Genomic DNA, 24,267 nt, shown 5'->3' on the forward strand with positions numbered 1-24,267 from the left:
TACAGATGGAGTCATTAATAAAAAAATAATGCGTTTTCATAACCGTTTTATCGTTTCCACTTCTCGACTTCTTGGATGACTCGCTCAACATCTTCAGACGTTATGTAACCTGTATGTTTGTAACGAATAGTGCCTTCGGTATCGACCAGATAGCTTTCTGGGGCGCCATACACACCTAGCTCAAAACCTAGGTTACCCTCTGGATCAAAGATGTTGACTTCAAAAGGGTTCCCGAACTCGTCAAGAAACTCGAGCCCCTTTGCCTGGGTATCCTTGTAGTTGATGCCAACCAAGCGGACGCCTCGCGCGGCTAAATCCAATAACTGCGGCATTTCATGTTTGCAAGTCGGACACCACTCTCCCCACACATTGACTAATGTCACCTTTCCTTTAAAAAGAGATTCATCAACGAGCCTTGAGGGGTCTTCCAGCGTTGTCAGGCTGAATGGCGGAAACGGCTGAGCTAACAAGGGTGAATCTCTGGCGCTAGGATCCATTGATAAGCCCTGATAAAAGAAAAAGCTCAAACCAAAAAAGCCCAATAGGGGTAAAAATAGCAATGTCCGAAATTTCACGTGTACGTCTCACAGGTAGTAGCGGGTAAGTGCCTGCTGAGCATTGTTAATGCTTACGAAAGTTGATTTAGAGCACTCGGTTGCTATCGGTCATGGCTGTCGAGCCCATAAGCGTTTCGCCAGCAGAGGCAGCAATGTAATGCCACTGATGAGAATCAGCGCGATTGTGAGGCCACGGGAGTCGGCCGTAATCAGCACTTCGCCGAACATGACGATTAGATACGCCGTGGGGATCACGCCGGCCAGTGTGGCGATCAAAAAGCGCCAGAAAGACAGGGGGGTGATACCTGCCGCATAGCTGACGGCATCAAACGAAAGGAAGGGCACCAATCGGGATGCAAAAACGATGAGCATCAAGCCTGTCTGAGAGCGCTCCTTTCCCAGCCAGTTGAGGATGGGCCGCGTACGCGGCCAGCGTTGCATCACTTCATAGCCGAGCAAACGAGCAATGCAGAAAGCGAGCAGAGCACCGGCTTCGGCACCGATAACGACATAGATCGTCCCCCAAACTGGGCCGTAAAGCGCACCAGCCACCATCGCAATTGGGCCACTGGGAATCGGGCTCATGACAATGGCCGCCATCATCATAAAGATGATGGCCAACGGCCCCCAGACGCCCAGCCTATCAAGCCACTCACGCAAGGCCTGCTTGTCGGTCAAGACCGACAAGGCGCCGGTCTCCATCAGAATCCAATAAAGGGCCGCCAAGCCCATCAATAGAGTGAGCCCCAAAAAGAGCGTTTGCTTTACGCTAAGCTTGGTTGCCATGTGCATCTCAGTGGTCGTGATTGGGGAGACTCGCATCTCAGCCCTGTACCGTTATGGTGTATCATTCAACGCCCAATATTTCGCGAAACTGGTCGGTCGACACTGCGCCATTGATACGCTGAACTTTCCCGGCTTCATCACGGTAGTAGCTGGTTGGCGTTCCCGTAGCACCGGCCTCACGCATGATCTGGGCGTGATTTCTAAGAAGCGCTTGACTCTCCTCCGACGGCTCCACCGGCCTTATGCCGCCATTGCGAAATTCCAGTTCATGAGTTTCGAGAGCACTGGCCGGATTGTCGGATTCAAGGATTGCAGCAGCTTTGCGAAGACTGTCCTCTGATAGCACACCGACCAGCACGTGACGAAGCTGTAACACGCCTTGCTCAATGAGCGGGCGCGAATTTTTCCAGAGTGCATTGCAGTAGGGGCAGTTGGGGTCTGTTAGTGTGTACACAATATGCGAAGCATCATCATTCCCCTCCGAGATAAAACGAGTGTTTTCAAACGCACTCCAGGTAGCTTCCAGCATGGGGTCCAGCACCAGAGCCTGAAGCTGGCTTTCCATAACGGCATTGCCCTGCGGGTCGATTAACGTACCAATGACGGCGTAGTCGGAAGAGGAGGAGATATAAGCTGCCATAGGCTCATTATCATAAGACAAGGCATAGCCTTGGAGACCGTCAGGCGCTTCGAAGCTGCCATGGAAGGTGAACCCTTGATCCACCAATGCGGTAATCGATTTGGGCAAGGGAGACTCAGTATTCGTGGCACTGCTGGCCTGACGACTCTCAGTGGCATCAGTACTTGCTTCCTGCGCCAACGCAGGCAACGTTATAAGACCTAACAGACCTGCAGCAGCTAGGCAATAAGTGATAGGTAGGATATATCTCATGGATGCTCTCTTTATTAGTTTCTGATCTACCCAAGGGGGACGATTGTATTCGGTTGCCAGCTTCATCACTTCTTATTAAAAAACAGGTATTTGATGAGCGCAGCAACACCAAGCCCCAGCGCAATAATCAACAAGATCGCTATTAGGCCCATCCCTGCCATACCCCACATGCAGCTTTCACTTCCCATCATTTTGAATTCCTCGTTAACACGACATTGTTTGGTTTAGGCGCGATGAACAGCATCGTTTGGACGTGGTGTGGCATTGCCGGTATCCGATGTGAAACGGCGTAGCCGCAACGAGTTAGTCAGCACAAAAACACTGGAAATGCTCATGGCCGCCGCCGCCAGCATGGGGCTGAGCAATACGCCGATGAACGGATAGAGCACGCCCGCCGCCACGGGGATCAACGCTACGTTGTAGCCATAGGCCCAAACGAAATTGCCGATAATGGTCCGGTGGGTACGCTTGGAGAGCGCCGTGGCATTGACGATGCCTCGCAAATCGCCACTCATCAGCACCACATCGCCGGACTCGATGGCAATATCGGTGCCAGTGCCGATCGCAATGCCCACGTCGGCCTGGGCCAAAGCGGGCGCATCATTGATCCCGTCCCCCACAAAAGCGACGCGCTTGCCCTCCGCCTGGAGACGCCGGATCTCTGCCGCTTTCTGGTCGGGCAGTACCTCAGCGAGAATCTGCTGGATGCCAACCTGTCGGGCGATAGCATCGGCAGTGGCACGGTTATCGCCGGTGAGCATGGCCACTTCCAGCCCTTGCGCTTTGAGTGCTGCGATAGCGTCGGCAGAGCCCTCCTTGAGGGGATCCGCCACCGCGATGACTGCAGCAAGCTGACCGTCTACCGCGGCATAGAGCGGGCTCTTGGCGTTCTCGGCCAACACCTTGGCGCGTGTTTCTGCCTGGCCGAGGTCGATTTCCAGCCGACGCATGTAACGATCAGCCCCTACATGTACCAAGTGGCCGTCGACCTCGGCTTCAATGCCGTAGCCTGGCTCGGCACTAAAGCGACTGACAGGGGGTAATTCCAGCCCACGGGTCTTGGCGCCCTGCACAATAGCCTCAGCGATGGGGTGCTCGCTTTGAGCTTCCACCGCCGCGACCAGTCGCAGCACGTCGTTTTCATGACCGTTAATAGCTTCGAAATCAGTCAGTTCGGGGCGTCCTTGGGTCAAAGTGCCGGTCTTGTCCAGCACCACCGTATTCATCTTGGCCAGCGTCTCAAGCGCCGCCCCTTTGCGAAATAGCACCCCCATCTCGGCCCCTTTCCCGGTACTGACCATGATGGCCGTTGGGGTGGCCAGGCCCATCGCACATGGGCAGGCAATTAGCAGCACGCTAACGGTAGTGACAAAGGCAAAGGACAAGGACGGCGCCGGTCCGAAAGCGAACCAGAGTGCAAAGGTCATCGTGGCGATAGCGATGACTACGGGAACAAATACACCAGCAACCTTGTCGGCCAACTGCTGGATGGGGGGCTTCTCCGCTTGGGCCGTTTCCACCATCTTGACGATCTGCGACAAGACAGTGTCGGCACCGACTCGCGTGGCCCGAAAGGTAAGTGCACCGTTCTTGTTGATAGTGCCACCGACGACTTCGGAATCCTTCTGTTTGACGACCGGCACTGGCTCACCGCTGATCATCGACTCATCAACGTAGGAGTGGCCCTCCTCAACGATGCCATCTACTGGAACACGCTCCCCTGGGCGAACCAAAATACGATCGCCCGTGACGACGGCGTCGATAGGCAGCTCGACGGTTTCATCTTCGCGGATGACGCGGGCAGTTTTCGCCTGTAATTGCAGAAGCTTCTTGATAGCCTCGGAGGTGCGGCCCTTGGCAATGTGTTCAAAATAGCGACCGAGCAGAATTAGCGTCACGATGACCGCCGCCGCTTCGAAATAGCTCACGGCGGTTCCGACGGGGAAGAGCGCGGGCATTAGCAGGGCGGCGACCGAATAAAAATAGGCAGCGCTCGATCCGATCATAACGAGGCTATTCATGCCAGGATTAAAATGCCGGAGTTCGGCGAAGCCAGTACGATAGAAGCGTGCCCCGGCATAGAACTGCACCGGTGTGGCCAACAACCACTCAACGCCCATCCAGCCGCGATGCGGCATTAGACTCGTTAACAGCGCGTCAAAAGTGGGAATCATTTTCCCCATGGCGATGATGACTACCGGAATCGTAAATATTGCCGCGAGCACGACTCGACGGCGAAGCTCGGCTCTTTCCCGATCCTCGCTGTCCGTTGGTGGCGGCGTATCGGTATCCTGCGGTTCATAGCCTGCTTCGCGGATGGCATGCTGAATACGCGTTAACGAAACGGCTCCTGGCAGGAAACGAACGAAGGCCTTCTGGGTAGCAAGGTTAACACTCACTTCCACCATGCCGGGCAGCTTCGTTAGCGTTCGCTCTATCCGAGAGACACAAGATCCGCAACTCATGCCGGTAACAGGAATCTCGATACTTTCCACTACCGGTTGATAGCCCGCTGTTTCAATGGCGTCGAGTAGGCTAGTGGTCGTGGTAACTGCTTCGACCTGGATAGCCGCCTTCTGGGTGGCGAGGTTCACTTGAGCGTTGATCACGCCTGGCTGCTGGCTGAGTGCACGTTCCACACGTCCAACACAGGAAGCACAGGACATACCACGAATCTCGATATCGACGTTTTGCGCCATAATGAAGATCTCCTGTTATTTATTGACGACCCGATATGCGAGCTTGATTCCCCATGTTCGCTGTCGAGAAAGTGCTGATCATTCAGCCTGCTCAGCGATAGCTTCAACAATCGGGCAGCCTTCCTGCATAGGCCCTTCGCCTGCACACTCGCTCAGTGTTTTCGATAATACGGCTTCAATCCGCGTGAGGTGTTTGATCTGCTCGCGCACCTTGTGCAGCTTCTCCCCGGCGATGCGTTTAGCTTGCGCCCGGTCGCCATTAGCATCCTGAAGCATTAGCAGCTCCCGAATCTCTTGCAGCGTGAAGCCCCACTGCTTGGCATGGACGATAAACTGCAACCGATCCACAGCTTCCAGTGGGTAACGCCGATAGTTGGCATCGGTCCTCCTCGGAGGAGGCATAAGTTTCTCTTTTTCGTAGAATCGAATCGCCTGGCTAGCGACCCCGCTTCGTTCGGCAAGCTCGCCGATACTTAGTGTTTGCATAGCGTTACCTCACGACATTATTAATCTAAGCTTCTGGCAGCCTGACTCAACGAATCTACCGGTCGGGGCTCCTATTGCTCCGGTTGGCGCACGACCCTAAGGTAGGGCGTCTTGGTGTTCCAGCCTTCGGGAAAGTGTTGCCTAGCGTCATCATTCGATAGCGATGGCGAGATGATGACATCGTCACCGTTTTGCCAGTCAACTGGGGTGGCCACTTTGTGCTTGTCAGTTAGCTGAAGCGAATCGAGAACCCGCAGTATCTCGTCGACATTACGTCCTGTGCTGGGTGGATACGTCAAAGTGAGACGAATTTTCTTGTCAGAATCGATGATGAAGACCGTACGCACCGTCAGTTTGGGGTCGGCTTTGGGATGGATCATTCCATAAAGCTTCGCTACCACCTGATCTTCGTCAGCCAGCAAGGGGTAGTTCAGGGCCGTGCCCTGAGTCTGTTCAATATCCCCCAGCCAGTCGTGGTGAGAGCTGAGGGGATCCACCGAAACCCCAACCAGTTTGGCACCCCGCTTGGTGAATTCGTTCTTTCGCTTGGCAAACGCGCCCAGTTCTGTGGTGCATACTGGCGTAAAATCAGCGGGGTGCGAGAACAGAACCGCCCAGCTGTCGTCAAGCCATTGGTGAAAGTTGACCGTGCCTTGTGTGGATTCGATCGTGAAGTTTGGTGCTGTCTCGCCCAGTTGTAGCGCCATGGAAATGTCCTCATGTCATTCATTGAGTAGCCACCATAACTTTGAAGTCAACTTTAAGGTCAAGCCTGATGTGTAATATTTGCAATTCGATAGGAGACAAATAATTTGTCAATAAAGGTTGACCTTAAAGCAGCTGTAAGCCTTAAAATTCTTACGGCGTTAAAATGGATATGATAGGAGGTAGCACCATGGGATTGGTATCAATACCCTTGTTGGCCGTCTCCATAACTTAAGTTGCGATAACACATTGGAATCTCTCTCTTCCATCGGCTTGGTCGGCGCCTTTATCGGCGGATTGGTCTCCTTCTTCTCGCCCTGCACGCTGCCCCTGTTACCGGCCTACCTGTCGGTGGTCACAGGCGGTAGTGCCGGTAAAGCCGACAGGCGGTTAGAGGCATTGACCCTCAGTGCCTTCTTCGTCTTCGGCTTCAGCATCGTGTTCATCCTACTCGGGCTCGGCGCCAGTAGTATCGGGCAACTGATGCGAGGGTATCGCCAAGAATTCAACTGGGTTGCCGGCTCGGCGGTGATCGTGCTGGGCCTCTTCATGACCGGCGTGTTCCGATTGCCGCTTTTCCAGCGTACCTTTCAGTTCACCCCCAATGTCCAGGGTGGCTCTCCGCTTTCGGCTACTGTGTTCGGGGTATCTTTTGCCATCGGCTGGACGCCCTGTATCGGCCCCATCCTGGGCGCCATCTTGATGGCCACGTCCAATGCTGCTAGTGCCCAGGCTGGAATGATATATCTCAGTGCCTACTCGGCTGGCCTAGCGCTACCTTTTCTTGCCAGCACTTTACTGATTAACCGATTCGCTCTGCATCGGCAAAGCCTAGGAAGGTGGAGCGCCTATGCTCGCCCCGTGGCGGGCACGGTTGTGATCCTGATGGGCATCGCCATCGTCTCGGGTACCATGACGCGGCTTTCCAGTATCATGGTCGACCTTTTTCCCTCCCTGGCGACCCTGGGGTAGCCAGGCCGTCAGAGAAGTAGATATTAATTTTCATACTGACTCCTTAGGAAGCTTATTAGGCTGAGCTAGTCTCCTAAAAGGAGATTATTTTTTATAAAGCTTAGAACTTGATTCCTCTCATTATTAATTTAGTTTTCTCACCTACTTACTTTAATTAGGGGCTTCGTGGCGAGCTAACTTCCAGGCGCAGCGAATGCTGCAGTATTTTTTGAAAAACATTTACTATAGTAGGCCTTCCTGAATCTTAACTGAATAATTAAAAATTATTGGCAAGTAGCGCACAGCTACCTTTTTAACTTTATATTTCGTGAGTAGTTACCTGATTACCTTTCCTTGATTTTTCTTTTAGGTTGTTCTAGCTTTATTATGCCAAGCAAGAGCTATGGTGAATAAAATCTGATTTAATAAATGGAGAATCGAGATGGATTTTGGAAAATATGAGAATTGCATTGAAGCTTGTCACGTATGTGCAGCGTATTGTGACAAGTGTGCAACTGAGTGCCTAAAAGAAGACGACGTAAAAATGATGGCGGAATGTATTCGCCTTAACATGCAATGTGCTCAAATTTGCCGGTTAGCCGCTTCATTCATGGCACAAGAAAGCGAGTTTGCGCACGAGATCTGCCGTCTATGTGCCGACATTTGTAAAAAGTGTGGTGATGAGTGTGCAAAACATGATGCAACCCATTGTCAAGAGTGTGCTCAATCTTGTCATCGCTGCGCTGAAGAATGTGCCGCAATGGCCAGCTAAGCTTCAAACCAGCCGGGGCAAGCGCTCCGGCTCGACGTGAACTTCTATGGAGAAATTCATTTGCTTTAACTCAGGCTTTCAAATTATTGAGGTAATTATTTTGAAATAAACTCTAGTAGAAGCAAGCCTACTGCGAGCCTCTTTTAAGGAAACACTGCATAAATACGACCGTTGCTGCCTAAGTGCCACCGGCAGGGCAAAATACAGTTTTCCACTACCCGCCAGAGTTCTCGATGAAACAGATCTCGTTTGCTCAGGCTGAGCACCAGAACAATAAGAAGGTCACCCGCCGGGAACGGTTCCTGGGACAGATGTTGCGGATCTACTTCCTTCAGCAATGGTATGCACTGGTCGACGAAGCGCTTGAAGATGCCATCTATGACAGCCAGGCCATGCGCGACTTCATCTGTATCGATTTGGTCATCAAAAGTGTTCCCGACGCGACTGATCTTTCTTATTCAGTTTAGTGACAGTGGTATTGTGGGTCGCCTGTTCGATCAGGCCCCACATGAAGTGACGAAGAACCATAAAAAAGCTTGGGCATACGCCCAAGCAATCGATCAAAACAGCTTCTCTGCTATGCTACTAACTCACCCTAGAAACTATACTGGGCAGCCACCATCACACGGCTCGCATCTTCTTCACGGCCATCGGCCAACTCCGTTTCGAAATAGCCGTACTCAATTCCGTACATCAAGCGTTCGTTGGGAGTCCATATCAGATTAAGAAATGTATTCTTGTTCTTTCTACCTGCATTCCCACCTACGGTAGGGTCGCCCAATTCGACATCGGTATAGCCATGGGACGCGTTCAGTGAATACTGTGGTGATATTTGATAAGAAAGACCAAGGGCTCCGCCATCGCCAGATAGCGTTTGCAGCTTACCGTTGGTATCGACGTAGGCATCGGCACCGTTGAAGTAATCGCCAGACAGATAGAGGTAACTGTTCGCCCCCTCGCTGGCGTTCACGATCGCTCTCAAGGTCACCGGTCCGGCATGGTAGGCACCTGCGGCGAAGGCCCCATAGCCCATTTCCGTATCCTTTTCGCTTCCGGTATCGTACTTCAGCTGCCGGGCGATGCCGGCGATTGAGTAGGAAAAGTCACCCATACTATCTTCATAGCGCAGGCTCAACGCGGGCATCGATGATACGGCATCGTCATTATCCGGTAGCAAATCATCTTCTGGCACTGAGCCATCTATATTCTCAGCCAATTGAGCTTGAGGGTCTTCCGCGGCTATCGAGAATCCTCCCATGGTGTAGCGCAACTGGGCTAGGCGCGACCCATAGCCATTGCTTCCCGCCGTGCCGAGGAAATCCAGTGTGGGCGTGGCGGCGACGAAGGTGGTGTAATTCGACCAGGTTTGCCCTGCCAGAATGCCATTCCAGGACCCATAGGCATGCCGTAGTCTGAAGCGCGTATTATCATCGTTGTAGGACCAGAAATCCCCTTCGATAACGGTGTCTAGCGTGCCCCCCTCGACAGGCGTACTGGTCCGAAAGCCGATACGGCTTTGTGTCGCGGTGACTTGAAACTGATCCCCGACACCCCTCTCATCTTCCGATCCTGCGACTTCAGCAAAGTAACCTTCGTTAGCTGATCCGGCATCCCGATCGAAGTTGTAAGCCATGGTAATCCCCCCATTTTTAGCGGGGTTCAAAAGTAGACCTCAGGCCATCATAGCCAACTTCTGTTGAGGGGTAATCCCTCCGAGTCCCATATTGGGTCGTTCGTGATTGTAGTGCCAGAGCCAACGAGTGGCATAATCCTGGACTTCTTCGGTGCTGTCGAATAGATATTGTGCCAGCCAATCGTAACGCACCGTTCGGTTGTAGCGTTCGATATAGGCATTTTGCTGGGGTTTGCCGGGCTGGATAAACGCCAAAGCAATGCCTTGGTTCTCCGCCCAGGTCGCCAGCTTGCCACTGATGTACTCTGGGCCGTTGTCACAGCGAATAGAACGAGGCTTGCCCCGCCATTCGATGATCTGCTCCAGTGATCGGATAACACGCTCTGCCGGAAGCGAGAAGTCCACTTCAATGCCAAGGCCTTCGCGGTTAAAGTCATCGATCACATTCAGCAGCCGGTAACTGCGTCCGTCGTTGAGCTGGTCGTGCATGAAGTCCATCGACCAGCTGTCGTTGATCGTGTCCGGCACAGCCAAAGGCTCCGGCTTTTCACGAACCAGGCGCTTCTTGGGCTTGATGCGCAGATTCAGTTCCAGCTCCCGGTAAATCCGGTACACCCGCTTGTGATTCCAGGCAAAGCCTTTCACATTGCGCAAATGCAGGAAACACAGACCAAAGCCCCAGTTCCGCTGATTATGGGTCAATCGAATCAGCCAGTCGGCAATCTCGGCATTCTCGCTGCTGAGCTTGGCCTGGTAGCGATAGCAGGTCTCGCTGATGCTGAACATCCAACACGCCAGGCGAATGCTGACACGCTTCTCAGTGACGGCCTTCTGCGCCATCTCACGGCGACGAGACGGCTTCACCACTTTTTTTCGATGGCTTCCTTGAGGATGTCAGCCTTCAGCCGTTCTTCGGCATACATCTTCTTGAGCCGGCGGTTTTCATCCTCCAGCTCTTTCAAACGGGCCATCATCGATGCGTCCATTCCGCCGAACTTCGCGCGCCATTTGTAAAAGCTGGCGCTGCTCATGCCGTGCTCACGGCACAGCTCCGGAACCGGGGCGCCGTTCTCGGCTTGCTTCAGGATCGACAGAATCTGGCTGTCGGAAAAACGTGACTTCTTCATGCAGAATCTCCCTGCGTGTAGCTTACGGAAAATTCTACTTTCGATCACCGCTGTTTTTCGGGGGGATTACCCCATGTTCAGCCTGGCGTAGCCATAAAGCCCCGCGGTGGTCTCTCCCACTTGGGTTTCCAGGGCCGAAACATACGTCGAGCCGATTGCCAAGGCCATAACCGTCATGCTGACCAAGGGAATCTTCTTGTTATTCCACATGATGACACCTCTTTATGAATTGTCTTGTTTTTACGCCGATTGCGGCACTATAAAGTTAGCGAAAACTCCTGAATTAAAGCTGAATTTGTTTGCCGAGATACTAGTTTTTCATAAAAAAGGTCAGCTCATGGCTGACCTTCTTAATTCATGTCAAGACTAAAGGATATCAATAGGCGACATGTAGTTCATAATAACGGTTATCATCACTGCCTCCCCTTGATCTTCCTGTTACCTCAAGCTGATAATTACCCGGTTGCAGCTGACGAACAAGTTCGAAGTGCCCCCGTGGGCTGGAAGCTTCTGCTACCTGCTGTCCCGCCTCATTATAAAGAACAGCTGAAATGCGGTTGCCAGTGCTGGTAAATCCTGGAAAGTGCTCACTTGCTATCTTCAGCGTAGTCGCTTGTTGAATGTTGATATTGAAACGCTTTGATTGGCCTTGGGCCAGCAATTGTGTAGAAGAGACACCTCTTTCAAGGAGAGGCAGGTCTTGGGTGGTCGTGCCAAAGTTAGCCAATGCTGGCGTTGAAAAAATGCTAGCGACAAGCGCTCCAAAGAGAATTGATTTAACTTTCATGATAACTACTCCAGTGGTTGGTTACATGGTTATATTAGCTGTGATTTTTGAAATGAAGCTGAATTTAGTGGTTTATTAGCAAAAAAAAACGCCACCTTTCGGTGGCGCAAGTTATAGAGTGCTTAACGATTTAAAACATTAACCTGACACCTGCCACCACGCCGGTATCTTCGGTATTATTCCCGCCAGCACGAGAAAGGTCAGCGGTATCGCCATACTCTTTTACCCAGTAAGCGCCCACGTAAGGCGCAAAGCGTCTGGTCACTTCGTAGCCCAGGCGCATGCCGACACGCACTGAGTTAAGGCCCTCACCCACACCAAACTCCTCAACTTCACTGGCGGCCACGGCAATTTCGGTGCGCGGCTGTAGGTAGAGCCGCTGAGTCAGGCGCAGATCGTATTCGCCTTCAAAACTGGCGGCCACGTCGCCATCTTCACTCACTTGTAATGCCACGTCGGTTTCAATGCCGTAGGGCATTACGCCTTGCAGGCCGACAACCCCATAGGTGCGTTCAGCGTGATCATCGGAGAAAACACCGCCTTGATAACCGATCCCCCCCTGTAACTCCCAAAAATCAGCCACTAAACGACTATAGAGTAGTTCCAAAGACTCAAACTCAGCATCTTCGCCGTCGCCCTGGACATTTTCGCCTTCTGACTTTAGGTAAATGCGGTTGATATCGCCGCCGTACCAGCCTTGAAAGTCCCATACCACGGCTTCTGGGCCTTTATCAGGCACGCTATATTCGAGCCGATCAAACAGTGCCATACCCATATTATGTTCCTCAGTGGGCGCTGGCCAACTGTCTGGTGCCGCATAGCCATCTTCGGCTTGAGCGGTCGTGGCGGCGGCCATGCCAAGGGCGGCGCTGGCGAGGGTTAAGTAGCGCTTAATTTTCATACTGCCTCCTTAAGAAACTTGAACAACGCGGAACATGCCAGCATCCATGTGATAGAGAAGGTGGCAGTGGAACGCCCAACTGCCCTCTGCGTCTGCGGTGATCAACGCAGACACGCGCTCACCAGGCTTCACATTTAGGGTGTGTTTGCGTGGTATCAATTCCCCTTGGCCGTTTTCCAGCTCCATCCACATACCGTGGAGGTGGATAGGATGCTCCATCATGGTGTCGTTAATGAGGATTAGGCGCAGCCGCTCATCTTTCTCAAAATGAATAGGGCCGGTCACTTCGCTAAACTTCTTACCGTCGAACGACCACATATAACGCTCCATATTGCCGGTCAGGTGCAGCTCAAGCTCACGGCCTGGCTCGCGGCGATCAGGCCATGGTGTGAACGCTTTGAGATCCCGGTAAACCAATACGCGTCGTTCGTCGGGATCAATGCCGATTCCCGCCTGGTTATAGCGAGAACCCGGCTGAGCTTCACCGGCGAGAAGCAAACCATTTGCACCTATTTTGGCCTGCTCGGCTGCCATCCCCCCCATAGTAGAGTGATCCATGCCTTGCATGTTGGACATACCAGAGTGATCCATCCCAGCCATGCTGGAATGATCCATGCCTTCCATATTCGACATCCCAGAATGATCCATCCCCGACATGTTGGAATGATCCATGCCTTGCATATTGGACATGCCAGAGTGATCCATCCCCGCCATGTTGGAGTGATCCATACCGCCCATGCCGTGGGCACCCATGGCTTCCATACCGCGGTCTGCAATTTGACGGCGTTCAGGAATCTCCGCCTGCATGCCTTCACGTGGAGCTAGCGTGGCGCGTGCATAGCCGCTCCGATCCATGGCTTCGGCGAAGATGGTGTATGCCCGGTCGTCTTCAGGTGAAACCAGCACATCGTAGGTTTCCGCCACGCCAATACGGAACTCATCAACAGGCACGGGTTGCACTGGCTGGCCATCGGCAGCAACGACGGTCATCTTCAAACCAGGTATACGTACATCAAAGTATGACATCGCCGACCCGTTAATCACGCGTAGTCGTATCCGCTCACCAGCTTTGAACAAGGCATTCCAGTTTTCTTGAGGAGAATAGCCGTTGAGAAGATAAGTATAAGTACTACCGGTGACATCGGCGATATCCCGCGAACTCATGCGCATTTGAGCCCACATGCCGCGCATTTCAGCGGTCTGAGCAAAACCGTTGTTACGAACATCGGCAAAGAAGTCAGCAATCGTGCGCTCTTGGAAGTTGTAATAGCCTTCCATGGTTTTCAGATTACGAAATACCGACATGGGGTCTTCAAAGGTCCAGTCGGTGAGCAGTAGCACATGCTCACGGTCATAGCGGATGGGTTCGCGCTCGGCGGCGTCAATTATCAACGGCCCGGCGTGGCCGAGCTGTTCCTGCAAGCCGGAGTGGCTGTGGTACCAGTAGGTACCGTTCTGACGGACGGGAAAACGGTAGGTAAAGGTTTCACCAGGGGCGATACCTGCAAAGCTAACGCCAGGCACACCATCCATTTCCGGCGGTAGAATGAGACCATGCCAGTGGATGGAGGTGGGCTCGTCCAGCAGGTTGGTGACACGCAGTACTGCGTCTTGACCTTCTTTCAAACGAATCAGCGGGCCAGGACTGGTACCGTTAATGGTAATGGGTTGGGCTTCTTGTCCGTCAATAGGCAACGATTCACGGCGGATCGCCAGCGATACTTCGGGCCCTTCTTCAACGCCCTGAGCATAGACGTTGGTACGGCCCCAGGGGTTTGCCCAGGCGGGGGTTAACCCCATTGCCGCAGCAGAACCTAAGCCTAAGGCAGCGCCTCCTTTTAACACTTGCCGACGAGAAAGAGGGTGAGAAATGATACTTGAGCGTGCCATGTGTAACTCCCATCAATGATGAATGACACCATCTTGATGGAAGAAGCTGAATCAAAGCTGAATAGTGATTAATTAATCACTTCAACTGCAAGAGGCAACGTAACCGTAACGCGCAGTCCACCCAGTGGACTACGCTCAAAGCGCGAGTGCCCTGAGTAGCGGGCAATTAACTGCGCAAGAATCGACAGGCCTAAGCCGTAGCCGGGACGGCGTTCATCCAATCGTGTGCCACGCTCTCCCAAGCGCGAAAGATCTTCTTCTGCAACGCCGAAACCGTCATCATCAGTGGTGAGCGTGAGTGTGGTAGTGGAGACGGCAATATCGCAATTAATGCACCTATTCGACCATTTGCCAGCGTTATCGAGCACGATGCCTAATATTTCAGAAAAGTCGTGAGCCTCAATAGGCACTTGGTCTTTCTCGTGTGCCGAGTGGGTAAGGTTGAAAATGCGCTCAGGGTAAAGACTACGGAACATCTCGATGAGCCGTGAACTATCTCGCGTGACGTTCGCCATTCGACCCGCGTTAGGCCCTGCAATACGCGAACGACGCAGCTCTGCAGCTAACTGAGCGTTAATATCTTCAATACGACTGAGCAGTTTATGCCGTCGGTTTTCATCAATGGGCCGATTGCCGCGCAGTACTTGGGTAATTGCTGCCAGCGGGGTTTTTAATGCGTGTGATAGGTTGGCGACCGATTCTCGCGAGCGCTTCAGACGAAGATCAATGTCGTCCATGAACCAGTTCAACTGGTCGACTAATTCATCTAGCTCCGAAGGGGCTACTAATGACAAGCGATCACGTTTGCCTGATCGCAATGCTTCAAGTTGTTGGCGCAGTTGCCAGAGTGGTATGAGTCCACGGTTAACCGCTAGCATGTTGAGTATGATGAGCACCCCTAAAAGCACGGCGGCGATCCCACCGACCCACCAGTGTAAAGTTGCAAGCCCTGCTTCTACTTGGGAAAAATCCTCGCCCACCAATAGCACACCCTGCGTGCCCTGCCACTCAAAATGGCGGCGATAGACGAGCATGTGCTGTGTTCCGCGATTCACATCTATTAGGGCATCGCCGCTCTCATCTAGCAACGGAGCCAGCTGTTGCTGCCATTGCGGGTCAGAAGCGTTGACCGAGCCATTGAAACGGAGTACGTAGAGATGATGAAAGACTTGATAGCCTTGGCTAACCGAGTCGAGCGCAGTCGGTACAGCCGTTTGGTCTTGCTCTAGCTGCGCGACCGCGTGGTTTGCTTCACGTTGTAAGCGTTCACCTAAAAAATCCCTTGCCAGGCTCTGTAAAAAGATCCCGTGCAATAGCCACGTGGTGACCACCACCAGTAGCGCGACGCCGCCTAACCATGCGAGTAGCCGAATGCGTAAACTGCGTCTATCAATGTGAAGCAAAGAAATACCCCTGACCACGTCGCGTTTGAATGACTGATTTACCGAGATAACGGCGCAGACGAGCGATGTAGACTTCCACCAAGTTAGGTGCGGCAGCGTCCTGATCCAAGGCGTAGAGCTGCTCTAGTAGCTGATCTTTCGAGTGAATACGGTCTGGATGAAGCATTAAGTAGCGCAGTAACCGAAACTCGGTCGCTGTGAGCGAACGCCACGTTTCACCTTCTAAGCACACTCGTTGACCCGCTTCATCCAACGAAATGCCGTTAAGCGTGATCACTTGAGATAACTGACCAGACTGCCTGCGTAGCAAGGCCTTCAGCCGGGCCATCAGTTCGGCTTCGTGGAAGGGCTTGGTAAGATAGTCATCGGCCCCCGTCTCAAGACCGACAACTTTATCTTCCCAGGTATCGCGGGCCGTCAGGATCAAAATAGGCGTGTCGCGTTTTTGCCTGCGCCACTGGGCGAGCAGATCCAGCCCTGAGCCGTCGGGCAAACCGACATCTAAGATCGCCAGTTCATAATGCTCGGTTGCCATCAGCGACTTGGCCGCTTTCAATGAGGCGGCCAAATCAACCAGGTAACCGTTGTCTTTGAGACTCTCTGCCAAGCTTTCCGCTAGCAAGTCATCATCTTCAAGTAGCAACAGTTTCATGGATATACGTCAGATTAGAGAGAAAAATTGCCGTACATGCCGGATTCATAATGACCAGGAATGTTACAGGCATACTCTAGCTCGTTAACATTGTCAGGGACACTCCATAATAAAGTCCCGGTTTCACCAGGCGCAATGGTGACACCTGCCATACTCATATTGGCCATATCGTGACCATCGCCGTTTGACATATTGGACATATCGTGGCCTTCACCGTGTGCCATATTCGACATGTCATGGCCTCCGCCATTGGCCATGTTTAGCATCATCTGGCGATGTTCTTCTTGGGCTTCTTTGCTACCAATCACAAATTCATGCTCTAAATTGCCGGTGTTGGTGATTTCAAATTTAACCACCTCCCCAGCCGCCAGTTCTAGCTCTTCAGGGTCGAACCACATATCGCCAGCCTCAAGGCTGATCGTGCGGTCAACGTCAGCCTCGGTTAGGCCATTGTCACCACTGCCTTGGCCGGGCGAAGCCCATGCCGCACTCGTTATCAAACTGAGTGAAAGGGCAAACAAAGACGTTGTTAAGGAGATGTTGCGCATGGTCATTTACCTCAGAGGTTATTGTCACTTGTTCTTTATACGGCGTTAACCTGAAACGAGCCTGAACCTAACGTAAAAATATGGCCTGCTACCCAAAAGCATTTCTAACATGATGATGGATCCTGCCCCCCCTGATTAGAGTCAACGCTGCAGCAATGACTTTTCGTCTTGTTGGTGCAATTGCCTATGGCAGCCTCCGCCTAAACCTCAGCGTAAGGCCCATAAGAAGGAGACCGTTAATTTCGAGCTCTGGAACGGCTCAACAAGGTGGTTGACCTGTTAGTCACCCATTCGGTGATGACACTCTTGTCAGCACTGCCGTGATCAACAAGATAACCGCGACCAGCACCATCTCCAGTGCAATACTTCTCTGTAACCGTCCTGGGGCTGTTGCGTCGCCGCTCTCAAAGGCCGGCACAAGCCGCCACTTGTTCGCGGCAGCAAATAACAGTAGCGCCGCCACAATCAATACCTTGCCGATCAAGAACTGTCCATATGCCGTGGTGAGCAGGGGTGTGAGACCGCCTGTTAGCAGCGTGGCCAAAGTGACGCCCGCCAGTACCAACACGCCAACTCCGCCCATGGCGATTTTCCCGAAACGGGTCAGAATGTGGGCGGTATTGTCCTGGTTGTGACCCCGTCCAACTAAATGGAACAGCGGCCAAAGCGAGGCCACCCAAAATGCTGCCGCCATCAGGTGAACGATCAGCAAGCCAGCCAGAACGAGGCGTGGGGTGTTTACTGTATGCCCCACCTGCACGAATGCCAGCATCACCAATAAAACGCCTACTAGGCTCACGCTGTTGGCTGTTTTCGAGTGCGCTAAGTTATTAAGCTGAATCGCCTGAACCAGCAGCAAGCCAGCTACCGCCAGCATTAGCCGGCCCCCGGACGCACCCTCAAACACGATTCCGAGCAGCATTGGGTTGGTTGCAGCAGATATATTGCCGCCCCCAAGGTAACCAGCTTCTAAAGGCCACTGGAACAGAATCAGAATGACCCCCGCCCAGGCAGCAAAGACGCCCATGCGGGCGACGCGCCTCCGGTCGTGATCAGGGAGGCGGGGAAACGCTAGACGAAACAACACGGCCCCCGTCGCGACTAGGGCACTAAGGTAAACCCCAGCCGCCACGAGAATCATCGCGACGGTCCAGACGTCGAGGCTATTTACGGAGAACCACCAGGCCACGGGTCAGGGCTCGACCGAGAAGTTAAAACCGTCGGACATCATGTGCCCGTCATCCGATAGGCCACGCCAGCGCACCTGGTAATCCCCAGCCGAAAGAGTGTCACTGGGCTTTACGAAGTAGCGATCGACCTGTTCACTGCCTGGCTGACCATCAAGAGGAACGTGGCCGTCCGGGCCTGCCACTTCAAACTGGGTGATGCGCATCATGCCACCAAACTCGATGCCAATCTCTGCTGGGGAATCCTGAATGGTGACGCCATCCTTAGGCGAAGTGCTTGCGGCCCCTTCATGGGCCAGCACTGGGATTGCTAGCGACAGCAACAGCGTTGCTAAGGAAGCGTGAATGATAGGGAGCGAACTCGTCTTCTTTTGCATACCGTATCCTTATGTTTTTCAGGGTTGAATGGATATTGTTACTTCATCGCGGAGGCGCTAAAACTGATTCGGTTGAGCCTTCTTACATCGTTCATTTTCCCTGTTTGGCGAACAAGGCGCATGGCGTCGTATGAATCTTCAAAGAAATGTGTAGGTGTTATAGCGTGCCAACCTGAAGCAGGGCTGAAAATGGCGGAAAAAATGATCTGTGACAACACTTAGGTATTGGGATCGGTTTCTCCTTTACCTTTGGGCCACCTATAGGTTGTAGGCTTATAACGAAAGCTAACTCCGCCTTCTTCCATTTTTAATGGATAAGGCGATGTCTCGACCAGCAACATGATAAGAGGAAATATCATGGTTAAGCACAAGATGATCTTTGTCATTGGTCTGGCTGCAAGCCTCAGTGTCCCCAGCAGCGCCATCTTCGCTCAAGGTATGAGCCAAGGCGCCCAAGGTCAGGGCAATATGATGGACGGCCAAGTCGGTATGGGTTCGGGCATGATGATGGGCAGTCAAGAAGGCATGTACCCAGGAATGATGATGGGAGGGCAAAGCGGGATGATGCCTTGTCCAATGATGGAAGGCATGGGGAGTATGTTCGGCATTGGCGGTATGCTCGACGAGCAGCAGATGAGTACCATGCGTGAGATGCGCCAAGAACACCGCGCGGCCCAGCTTGAGCGGATGGGCGAATTGATGAACCTGCGCGACGACATGATGCAAACCATGCAGACTGAACGCCCTGAACCAGAGGAAATAAAGGCGCTGCATGCTCAAATGGCCAACCTTCATGGCGATATGATGGCTGATAACGTGCGCATGCATAATCAGATGCAGGACTTACTGACCGATGAGCAGCGTGAACAGATGAGAGGAAGCATGCCCAGCCACCATGGCCCGCAATAAGCCTTGGCGATTGCCTCTTTTTTTAGGAGTGATGGCATGATGAACGCGGAATGTTTTGCTTTTATGGGGTCAATGGGGTGGCTAGGCTGGTTGATGCCCCTGGCCATGCTGTTATTAATTGGCTTGGCGATCGCTTCGCTGGCAAAATACCTCTTCAGTCGTTCACGCTAAGGAGTTGAAAATAATGCAACATATGAGCACCAAGCTTTTACTCTCTGGTTCCATGCTGCTTGGGGCGGTCTCCGCCCAGGCGGCGTTACCGCCAGAGGCAACATTGTATAAAAACCCCCAGTGCGGCTGCTGTGACGCTTATGCACGCCATCTTGAAGAGCTCGGCGTAGAAGTGACGATTATTGACGATGTAGAGCTGGGTGATATTAAGCAGCAGGCAGGCGTGCCCTATGGCCTGGGTTCATGCCATACCATTGAGATGGGCGAGTATTGGATCGAAGGCCACGTTCCAATGGAAGCCGTGCAGGCGCTGTTTGAGGAACAACCCGATATTGACGGTATCGGTTTGGCGGGTATGCCCATTGGCACACCGGGTATGCCGGGGCCACAAGAAAGCCCTTACAATGTGTACACGTTTACAGGCCAGGAAGATGAGCCATTTATGACCCTTTAGTAGGGTGATAAAAGCTCGCCTGCTGTCTGCACGCCGTTCTAACGGACTCTTGTAGTACAGCAGGCGCATTCAAGTCATACATTACTAAAACGAAAGCGCTGTATTAAACTTAGGATTTACTTTGCTAGTGCGTTACGGGTCGATTCGTTACGGTAAGCTAAAAATAAGATTGCGTCGTTTTCTTTACACCTACACATTGCCACACTAGCAAGCCTGTTAAAGCTTACTTTGCGCAAAAACCTCCTATTAATATTACGCCTGGCGGATGCAGACTCTGAGCGCAACACACTCATTGGAGGGTTGATGGGCTTTCATGGTACTTGGCCATCAGTTCACTCATCACCTCTATCGGACATTTAAAATCAAAGCGTTTTCGAGGTCGCATATTCAATTCCAGGGCAATAGCATCCAGCTCTTCCTGGCTATGCACCGATAGGTCCGTTCCTTTCGGTAAATATTGACGGATCAGGCCATTGATATTCTCGTTGGCGCCCCGTTGCCAGGGGCTGTGGGGATCGCAAAAATAAATCGCTACGCCGGTATTCTGAGTGATCTCCGTATGCTTTGCCATTTCGCGCCCCTGGTCATAGGTCATGCTTTTTCGAGCAGTGGTCGGCATCCGGTTCAAGGCGGCGCTGAAGCCTGCTACCGCTGAGGTAGCGGTAGCGTCGGCCATTTTGGCCAGGATCAGATAGCCACTACTGAGCTCTACCAGCGTGCCAACAGCAGACGCATTATTCTTGCCCTTGATCAGATCACCCTCCCAGTGGCCGGGCATTTCACGCTTACTGACCTCGGGTGGGCGTAAGTGAATGCTGACCATGTCAGGAATCTGGCCACGCCGATCCACTTCGCCACGGCGAGGCTTGCGTGTCGTTTTACCTTGCCGCAAGCAGTGAATCAGCTCCTTGCGAAGGTGACCAACAGGCAGAGCATAAATGGCTGTGTAGATCGTCTCTCGACAGACGTAGGCATCGCGCAAATCAGGTAGTTTCATCACCTTGAGCTTGCCGCTAATTTGTTCGGGAGACAAGCGTCGCCGCAACATATGCACGATGAGATCAAACCGTTCGGTGCCTGGCAAAAGCTTACGCGTAGGACGACAGGACACTCGACGCTGTTCTCGCTGACGTTGGGCATGCCGGGCACAGTAACCGTTCTGGTCCATTTGGTTACGGCGTATTTCACGCGAGATGGTTGAAGGCGCTCGCCCCAGAAGCTGGGCAATATGCCGAAGGCTCATCCCTTGGGCGCGACCCACCTGGATGCTGGCGCGTTCTTCAATGCTGAGTTCGAGGTAAGACATGGGGCAACACCTTAGCGAAATACTCAGGTGTTGCACTCAGTTTCTGCGGCCAAGCCTTAATAAAAGGTGAGCATGTTGTATACCCGCGTTAGTAAGATTGGCAGTTCGCATCCCACGTTTATTTCCCAAGCCCGCGTCCTTACTCGTTTTACGATGGCCAATGGGAATGGTGGTCATCGATAACAAAGACGTGCCCATGTGAGCCTGGGGAATGATGGTGGGAATGGCGATGAGGTTCCGGCCCCTCCCATCCCTCATGTTCGTGCTGATGATGTTCATCGTGGTAGTGCAGGTGGGTGTGACTTTGGGCAGCGTGCTCGTGCTCAAGAGCCATCGGGTCATGTGCGTGCCAGATAAGGGCCGCGAGCCCCGTTGCCGCCAGGGCCACCGTTCCCAGCAAAGCGAACGTACCCGTCAGTCCCAGGTTCACTCCCAGCCAGCCTGCCAACGGATAGGTGACTAGCCAACAGCTGTGTGACAACGAGAACTGGGCAGCAAACAGCGCTGGACGCTCCTCCGGCTGGCATGAACGTTTGAGCAGGCGCCCGGTGGGGGTCATGACCAACGAGGCCCCAGCGCCCAGCAGTAACCATAGCCCGACAAGCCCCGCAAACGATGGGCCCAGCCAGCCCAGGTAGAGGCTGAGTGCCATCATAACGCCACCCAGCAGCATGACTGGCCGCTCGGACACCCGTTCCAGCACCTTGGGCAGCAGTAAGGCTATTAGCATGGAGCCCCCGCCTGCGGCGGCAAAGGCCAGTGCGACTTCTTTCTCGCCCAAATTCAACACCGAGCGTACGAGTACCACCGTGTTGACGATCTGCATGGTCCCGGCGGCTGAAACAGCCAGGTTCAACGCCAGTAGCCCGCGCAACCGGGGCGTCTTCAGGTAAATCCGCATACCATGAGTAACGCGACGCCAGACGCCGGGGGCTTCCTCTAGGGGGTGAGACGCAGGCAGGATCACCGATATAACCAGGGCGGCAGAGATTTTCCAGAGTGGGGTGTCTGGGCCCAATTGGTTTCGGTTCTGGTTTGTAGGGCTCGTGAGTATTGTCTTTACCGTTCAGGTTGCGGCAATGATAAAACTGATTTTACAGCGAAAAAAGGTGGTTTAGGGGGAGCATGAGCGATGAAAGGGAAAAGCCGGGGGCAGTAACGCTGCCCTCCAGGCGACGTCGATTCTGGCGTCGTTTACTGCTCGTGGTGGGAGTTGCTCATCTGGTTGGGTTTGTGTCGTCACTGGATGCGATGATGTCGAGCCGTACCTCTCAGGGAGCTGTGGCCTGGATCGTTTCACTAAACACATTGCCCTATGTGGCGGTGCCAGCCTACTGGGTGTTCGGCCGCACGAAATTCCAGGGCTATGTCTCTGCACGACGCGACGAGAACTCGGTGTTGGGGCAGGCGCTTGCTGAAAAACTGGCCGAGCTGCGGGCTCATGGGGTTTCGGATGAACACGCTGACAAGCATCTGGTGGGTGTCGAACAGCTGGCCAAGCTGCCGTTTCTAGGTGGCAACCGGGTGGAACTGCTGATCGACGGTGAGCAGACCTTCGAGAGCTTGTTTGCCGGTATTGATGCTGCTGAGCGCTATCTGCTTGTGCAGTTTTATATCGTTCGGGCTGATGCAGTGGGATTGGCGCTGCAGGCACGGCTGATTGAGAAGGCTAGGCAGGGCGTGGAGGTCTTCTTTCTATACGATGAAATTGGAAGTTATGCGTTGCCGAGCCACTATCTCCAGACGCTGGAAGAGGCGGGTGTTCGAGTACATCGCTTTCATTCTACGCGGGGGACAGGTAATCGCTTCCAGCTCAACTTTCGCAACCATCGCAAGATAATGGTGGCCGATGGGGAAAGAGCTTGGGTCGGTGGATTCAATGTTGGCGATGAATACTTGGAAGGCCACCCACGAATTGGCCCGTGGCGTGATACCCACCTAATGATTGAGGGGCCTGCGGCCTTGGCGCTGCAGCTGGTGTTTCTTGAAGATTGGCACTGGGCGACTGAGGAAATCCCCGAGCTTCCCTGGTCACCGCTAATTCCAAGCGGCCATGGTACACCGGTGCTCATTCTTCCGAGTGGGCCCGCAGACCGATTTGAGACGGCTAGTCTGATGATTCAACAGGCAATTCACGCCGCGCAAGAGCGTATCTGGATATCCAGTCCCTACTTTGTGCCAGATGAGGGGGTGCTGGCGATGCTTAAACTAGCCTCGTTAAGCGGAGTAGAGGTGAAAATCCTGATTCCCGAACGTCCAGATAACCTTCTAACCTACTTTGCGGCCTATGCCTTTCTCGATTCGCTTCTCGAGGCGGGGGTCGAGGTCTATCGCTACGAGGGGGGCTTCTTACATGGCAAAGCCTTTTTGGTTGACGAAATCGGTGCGGCAGTGGGTACCGTTAACCTCGACAACCGCTCCTTTCGACTCAACTTCGAGGTGACGGCGATGGTGATGGACGCCGACTTTGCCGCCGAGGTTGATGCGATGTTCAAGGCGGATTTCGCGCGGGCACGGCAGATGCAGCCAGAAGAGATCAGCGATAAGCCGCTTTGGCATCGGGTGGCGGCTCGAGCGGCCTATTTGTTTGCGCCGGTCTTATGAGTGTGCTTGATCACTCTATTGCCCGCTGGCCTGTGATTTTGCATTCAAGTCTTCGCTTTGGAGTTTCAGGCCATGATGAAAGCCCCTCGTGCAATACTCAATCCAGATAGTAAACTTCAGGCAACCTCTCGGTTTTAAGCTGAAATAAAATGAACAGTTGAAGAAAAGGTAATGCGATTCACCGAGTTGGCTCGGGCTGGTGTGGTAACTGTACGCCATTAAACTCGTTAGGGTCTGGTACAACCGTAACGAGATCTGTGCAACGGCTGTTGACTCTGTGACGAGCAGGCTATTGGACGCCTCCGATTCGTTGACTGCGCAGATTCCCTAGGAGAGGGTCTTAGTTAATGAAGAAGATATTGTTGCGCAGACCAAGACAACCTTACGGTGGTTGACAGTAGTATGTAGCTGGCTGAACAAGGCCATTGTATTCGCATGCGGATTCAAGGGCTTCAGGTGATGGCGCAATT

Annotated in this window: 26 protein-coding genes and 1 pseudogene; 7 read left to right on the forward strand and 20 right to left on the reverse strand. The window is 53.1% G+C overall.

Annotated elements, in window-relative coordinates:
* Nucleotides 1-47: 47 nt before the first annotated feature.
* The 7 genes from AB6K10_RS03245 to AB6K10_RS03275 all read right to left on the reverse strand — a co-directional run bounded on the left by AB6K10_RS03245 (nt 48) and on the right by AB6K10_RS03275 (nt 6,127).
* Nucleotides 48-575, reverse strand: a complete 528-nt coding sequence (locus AB6K10_RS03245) for a DsbE family thiol:disulfide interchange protein (RefSeq protein ID WP_053856991.1) — start codon at nt 573-575, stop codon at nt 48-50.
* A gap of 90 nt (nt 576-665) precedes the next feature.
* Nucleotides 666-1,343, reverse strand: coding sequence for a TVP38/TMEM64 family protein (locus AB6K10_RS03250; protein ID WP_053856992.1), 678 nt, complete (start codon nt 1,341-1,343; stop codon nt 666-668).
* 61 nt (nt 1,344-1,404) lie between these two features.
* Nucleotides 1,405-2,235, reverse strand: coding sequence for a thiol:disulfide interchange protein DsbG (gene dsbG, locus AB6K10_RS03255; protein WP_022522190.1), 831 nt, complete (start codon nt 2,233-2,235; stop codon nt 1,405-1,407).
* 65 nt (nt 2,236-2,300) lie between these two features.
* The gene (locus AB6K10_RS03260; protein ID WP_258955997.1) at nt 2,301-2,426 is read right to left on the reverse strand and encodes a hypothetical protein; all 126 of its coding nucleotides are present in this window, start codon (nt 2,424-2,426) and stop codon (nt 2,301-2,303) included.
* Between the two features lie 33 nt (nt 2,427-2,459).
* The gene (locus AB6K10_RS03265; protein ID WP_172420649.1) at nt 2,460-4,934 is read right to left on the reverse strand and encodes a heavy metal translocating P-type ATPase; all 2,475 of its coding nucleotides are present in this window, start codon (nt 4,932-4,934) and stop codon (nt 2,460-2,462) included.
* A 78-nt stretch (nt 4,935-5,012) separates the two neighbouring features.
* Nucleotides 5,013-5,420: a heavy metal-responsive transcriptional regulator gene (locus AB6K10_RS03270; protein WP_058579630.1), complete on the reverse strand. Its 408-nt coding sequence runs from the start codon at nt 5,418-5,420 to the stop codon at nt 5,013-5,015.
* Nucleotides 5,421-5,491: 71 nt separating this feature from the next.
* Entirely contained in the window at nt 5,492-6,127 is a 636-nt protein-coding gene (locus tag AB6K10_RS03275; protein WP_074211540.1) for a peroxiredoxin, read from the reverse strand.
* Between the two features lie 247 nt (nt 6,128-6,374).
* Here AB6K10_RS03275 and AB6K10_RS03280 point away from each other — a divergent pair, with 247 nt between their 5' ends.
* From AB6K10_RS03280 to AB6K10_RS03290, 3 genes and pseudogenes are all read left to right on the forward strand, one after another.
* The gene (locus tag AB6K10_RS03280; protein ID WP_022522193.1) at nt 6,375-7,097 is read left to right on the forward strand and encodes a cytochrome c biogenesis CcdA family protein; all 723 of its coding nucleotides are present in this window, start codon (nt 6,375-6,377) and stop codon (nt 7,095-7,097) included.
* Nucleotides 7,098-7,686: 589 nt separating this feature from the next.
* Complete coding sequence (locus tag AB6K10_RS03285) at nt 7,687-7,848, forward strand: four-helix bundle copper-binding protein (RefSeq protein WP_231125689.1); 162 nt, start codon at nt 7,687-7,689, stop codon at nt 7,846-7,848.
* 233 nt (nt 7,849-8,081) lie between these two features.
* Nucleotides 8,082-8,300, forward strand: a pseudogene (locus tag AB6K10_RS03290) (transposase); the annotation flags it as partial.
* Between the two features lie 143 nt (nt 8,301-8,443).
* On the opposite strand, the gene AB6K10_RS03295 reads toward AB6K10_RS03290, so the two are convergent.
* The 11 genes from AB6K10_RS03295 to AB6K10_RS03345 form a co-directional block, all read right to left on the reverse strand.
* A complete protein-coding gene (locus tag AB6K10_RS03295) occupies nt 8,444-9,481 on the reverse strand; it encodes a DcaP family trimeric outer membrane transporter (protein ID WP_339117986.1) in 1,038 nt (345 codons plus the stop codon).
* Between the two features lie 39 nt (nt 9,482-9,520).
* Nucleotides 9,521-10,608, reverse strand: a protein-coding gene (locus AB6K10_RS03300) for an IS3 family transposase (protein WP_305948193.1) whose coding sequence is annotated in 2 segments (ribosomal slippage) — nt 9,521-10,356 and nt 10,356-10,608 — 1,089 coding nt in all. Because the reading frame shifts where the segments join, the coding sequence is not laid out codon by codon here.
* Between the two features lie 66 nt (nt 10,609-10,674).
* Nucleotides 10,675-10,818, reverse strand: coding sequence for a hypothetical protein (locus AB6K10_RS03305; RefSeq protein WP_339117987.1), 144 nt, complete (start codon nt 10,816-10,818; stop codon nt 10,675-10,677).
* A 166-nt stretch (nt 10,819-10,984) separates the two neighbouring features.
* Nucleotides 10,985-11,395: a hypothetical protein gene (locus tag AB6K10_RS03310; protein WP_153843660.1), complete on the reverse strand. Its 411-nt coding sequence runs from the start codon at nt 11,393-11,395 to the stop codon at nt 10,985-10,987.
* A 130-nt stretch (nt 11,396-11,525) separates the two neighbouring features.
* The gene (locus tag AB6K10_RS03315; protein WP_153843659.1) at nt 11,526-12,296 is read right to left on the reverse strand and encodes a copper resistance protein B; all 771 of its coding nucleotides are present in this window, start codon (nt 12,294-12,296) and stop codon (nt 11,526-11,528) included.
* 9 nt (nt 12,297-12,305) lie between these two features.
* Complete coding sequence (locus AB6K10_RS03320) at nt 12,306-14,186, reverse strand: copper resistance system multicopper oxidase (RefSeq protein ID WP_339117988.1); 1,881 nt, start codon at nt 14,184-14,186, stop codon at nt 12,306-12,308.
* 68 nt (nt 14,187-14,254) lie between these two features.
* A complete protein-coding gene (locus AB6K10_RS03325) occupies nt 14,255-15,499 on the reverse strand; it encodes a sensor histidine kinase (protein ID WP_339117989.1) in 1,245 nt (414 codons plus the stop codon).
* Nucleotides 15,500-15,575: 76 nt separating this feature from the next.
* Nucleotides 15,576-16,241, reverse strand: coding sequence for a response regulator transcription factor (locus AB6K10_RS03330; RefSeq protein WP_153843656.1), 666 nt, complete (start codon nt 16,239-16,241; stop codon nt 15,576-15,578).
* Between the two features lie 14 nt (nt 16,242-16,255).
* Nucleotides 16,256-16,789: a plastocyanin/azurin family copper-binding protein gene (locus AB6K10_RS03335; protein ID WP_054641625.1), complete on the reverse strand. Its 534-nt coding sequence runs from the start codon at nt 16,787-16,789 to the stop codon at nt 16,256-16,258.
* Nucleotides 16,790-17,072: 283 nt separating this feature from the next.
* Entirely contained in the window at nt 17,073-17,978 is a 906-nt protein-coding gene (locus AB6K10_RS03340) for a copper resistance D family protein (RefSeq protein ID WP_153843655.1), read from the reverse strand.
* A 3-nt stretch (nt 17,979-17,981) separates the two neighbouring features.
* Nucleotides 17,982-18,353, reverse strand: a complete 372-nt coding sequence (locus AB6K10_RS03345; protein WP_153843654.1) for a copper resistance CopC family protein — start codon at nt 18,351-18,353, stop codon at nt 17,982-17,984.
* 357 nt (nt 18,354-18,710) lie between these two features.
* On the opposite strand from AB6K10_RS03345, the gene AB6K10_RS03350 reads away from it, so the two are divergent.
* Genes AB6K10_RS03350 through AB6K10_RS03360 form a run of 3 tightly spaced genes read left to right on the forward strand, consistent with a single transcriptional unit; the run spans nt 18,711 to nt 19,887 of the window.
* Complete coding sequence (locus tag AB6K10_RS03350) at nt 18,711-19,262, forward strand: Spy/CpxP family protein refolding chaperone (RefSeq protein ID WP_153843653.1); 552 nt, start codon at nt 18,711-18,713, stop codon at nt 19,260-19,262.
* A gap of 36 nt (nt 19,263-19,298) precedes the next feature.
* Nucleotides 19,299-19,433, forward strand: a complete 135-nt coding sequence (locus AB6K10_RS03355; RefSeq protein ID WP_008957443.1) for a hypothetical protein — start codon at nt 19,299-19,301, stop codon at nt 19,431-19,433.
* A 13-nt stretch (nt 19,434-19,446) separates the two neighbouring features.
* Nucleotides 19,447-19,887 (forward strand): DUF411 domain-containing protein, encoded by a 441-nt coding sequence (locus AB6K10_RS03360; protein WP_008957442.1) that lies wholly within the window; start codon nt 19,447-19,449, stop codon nt 19,885-19,887.
* Between the two features lie 289 nt (nt 19,888-20,176).
* Here the strand turns inward: AB6K10_RS03360 and AB6K10_RS03365 are convergent, their stop codons facing one another.
* Entirely contained in the window at nt 20,177-21,193 is a 1,017-nt protein-coding gene (locus AB6K10_RS03365; protein WP_339117990.1) for an IS30 family transposase, read from the reverse strand.
* A 148-nt stretch (nt 21,194-21,341) separates the two neighbouring features.
* Nucleotides 21,342-22,211: an MFS transporter gene (locus tag AB6K10_RS03370; RefSeq protein ID WP_275443541.1), complete on the reverse strand. Its 870-nt coding sequence runs from the start codon at nt 22,209-22,211 to the stop codon at nt 21,342-21,344.
* Nucleotides 22,212-22,318: 107 nt separating this feature from the next.
* Here AB6K10_RS03370 and cls point away from each other — a divergent pair, with 107 nt between their 5' ends.
* Entirely contained in the window at nt 22,319-23,797 is a 1,479-nt protein-coding gene (gene cls, locus AB6K10_RS03375) for a cardiolipin synthase (protein WP_050980320.1), read from the forward strand.
* The last annotated feature ends 470 nt before the right edge of the window (nt 23,798-24,267 follow it).

Origin of the sequence: Halomonas sp. BMC6, assembly GCF_964204995.1 — a bacterium.
Taxonomy (GTDB): domain Bacteria; phylum Pseudomonadota; class Gammaproteobacteria; order Pseudomonadales; family Halomonadaceae; genus Vreelandella.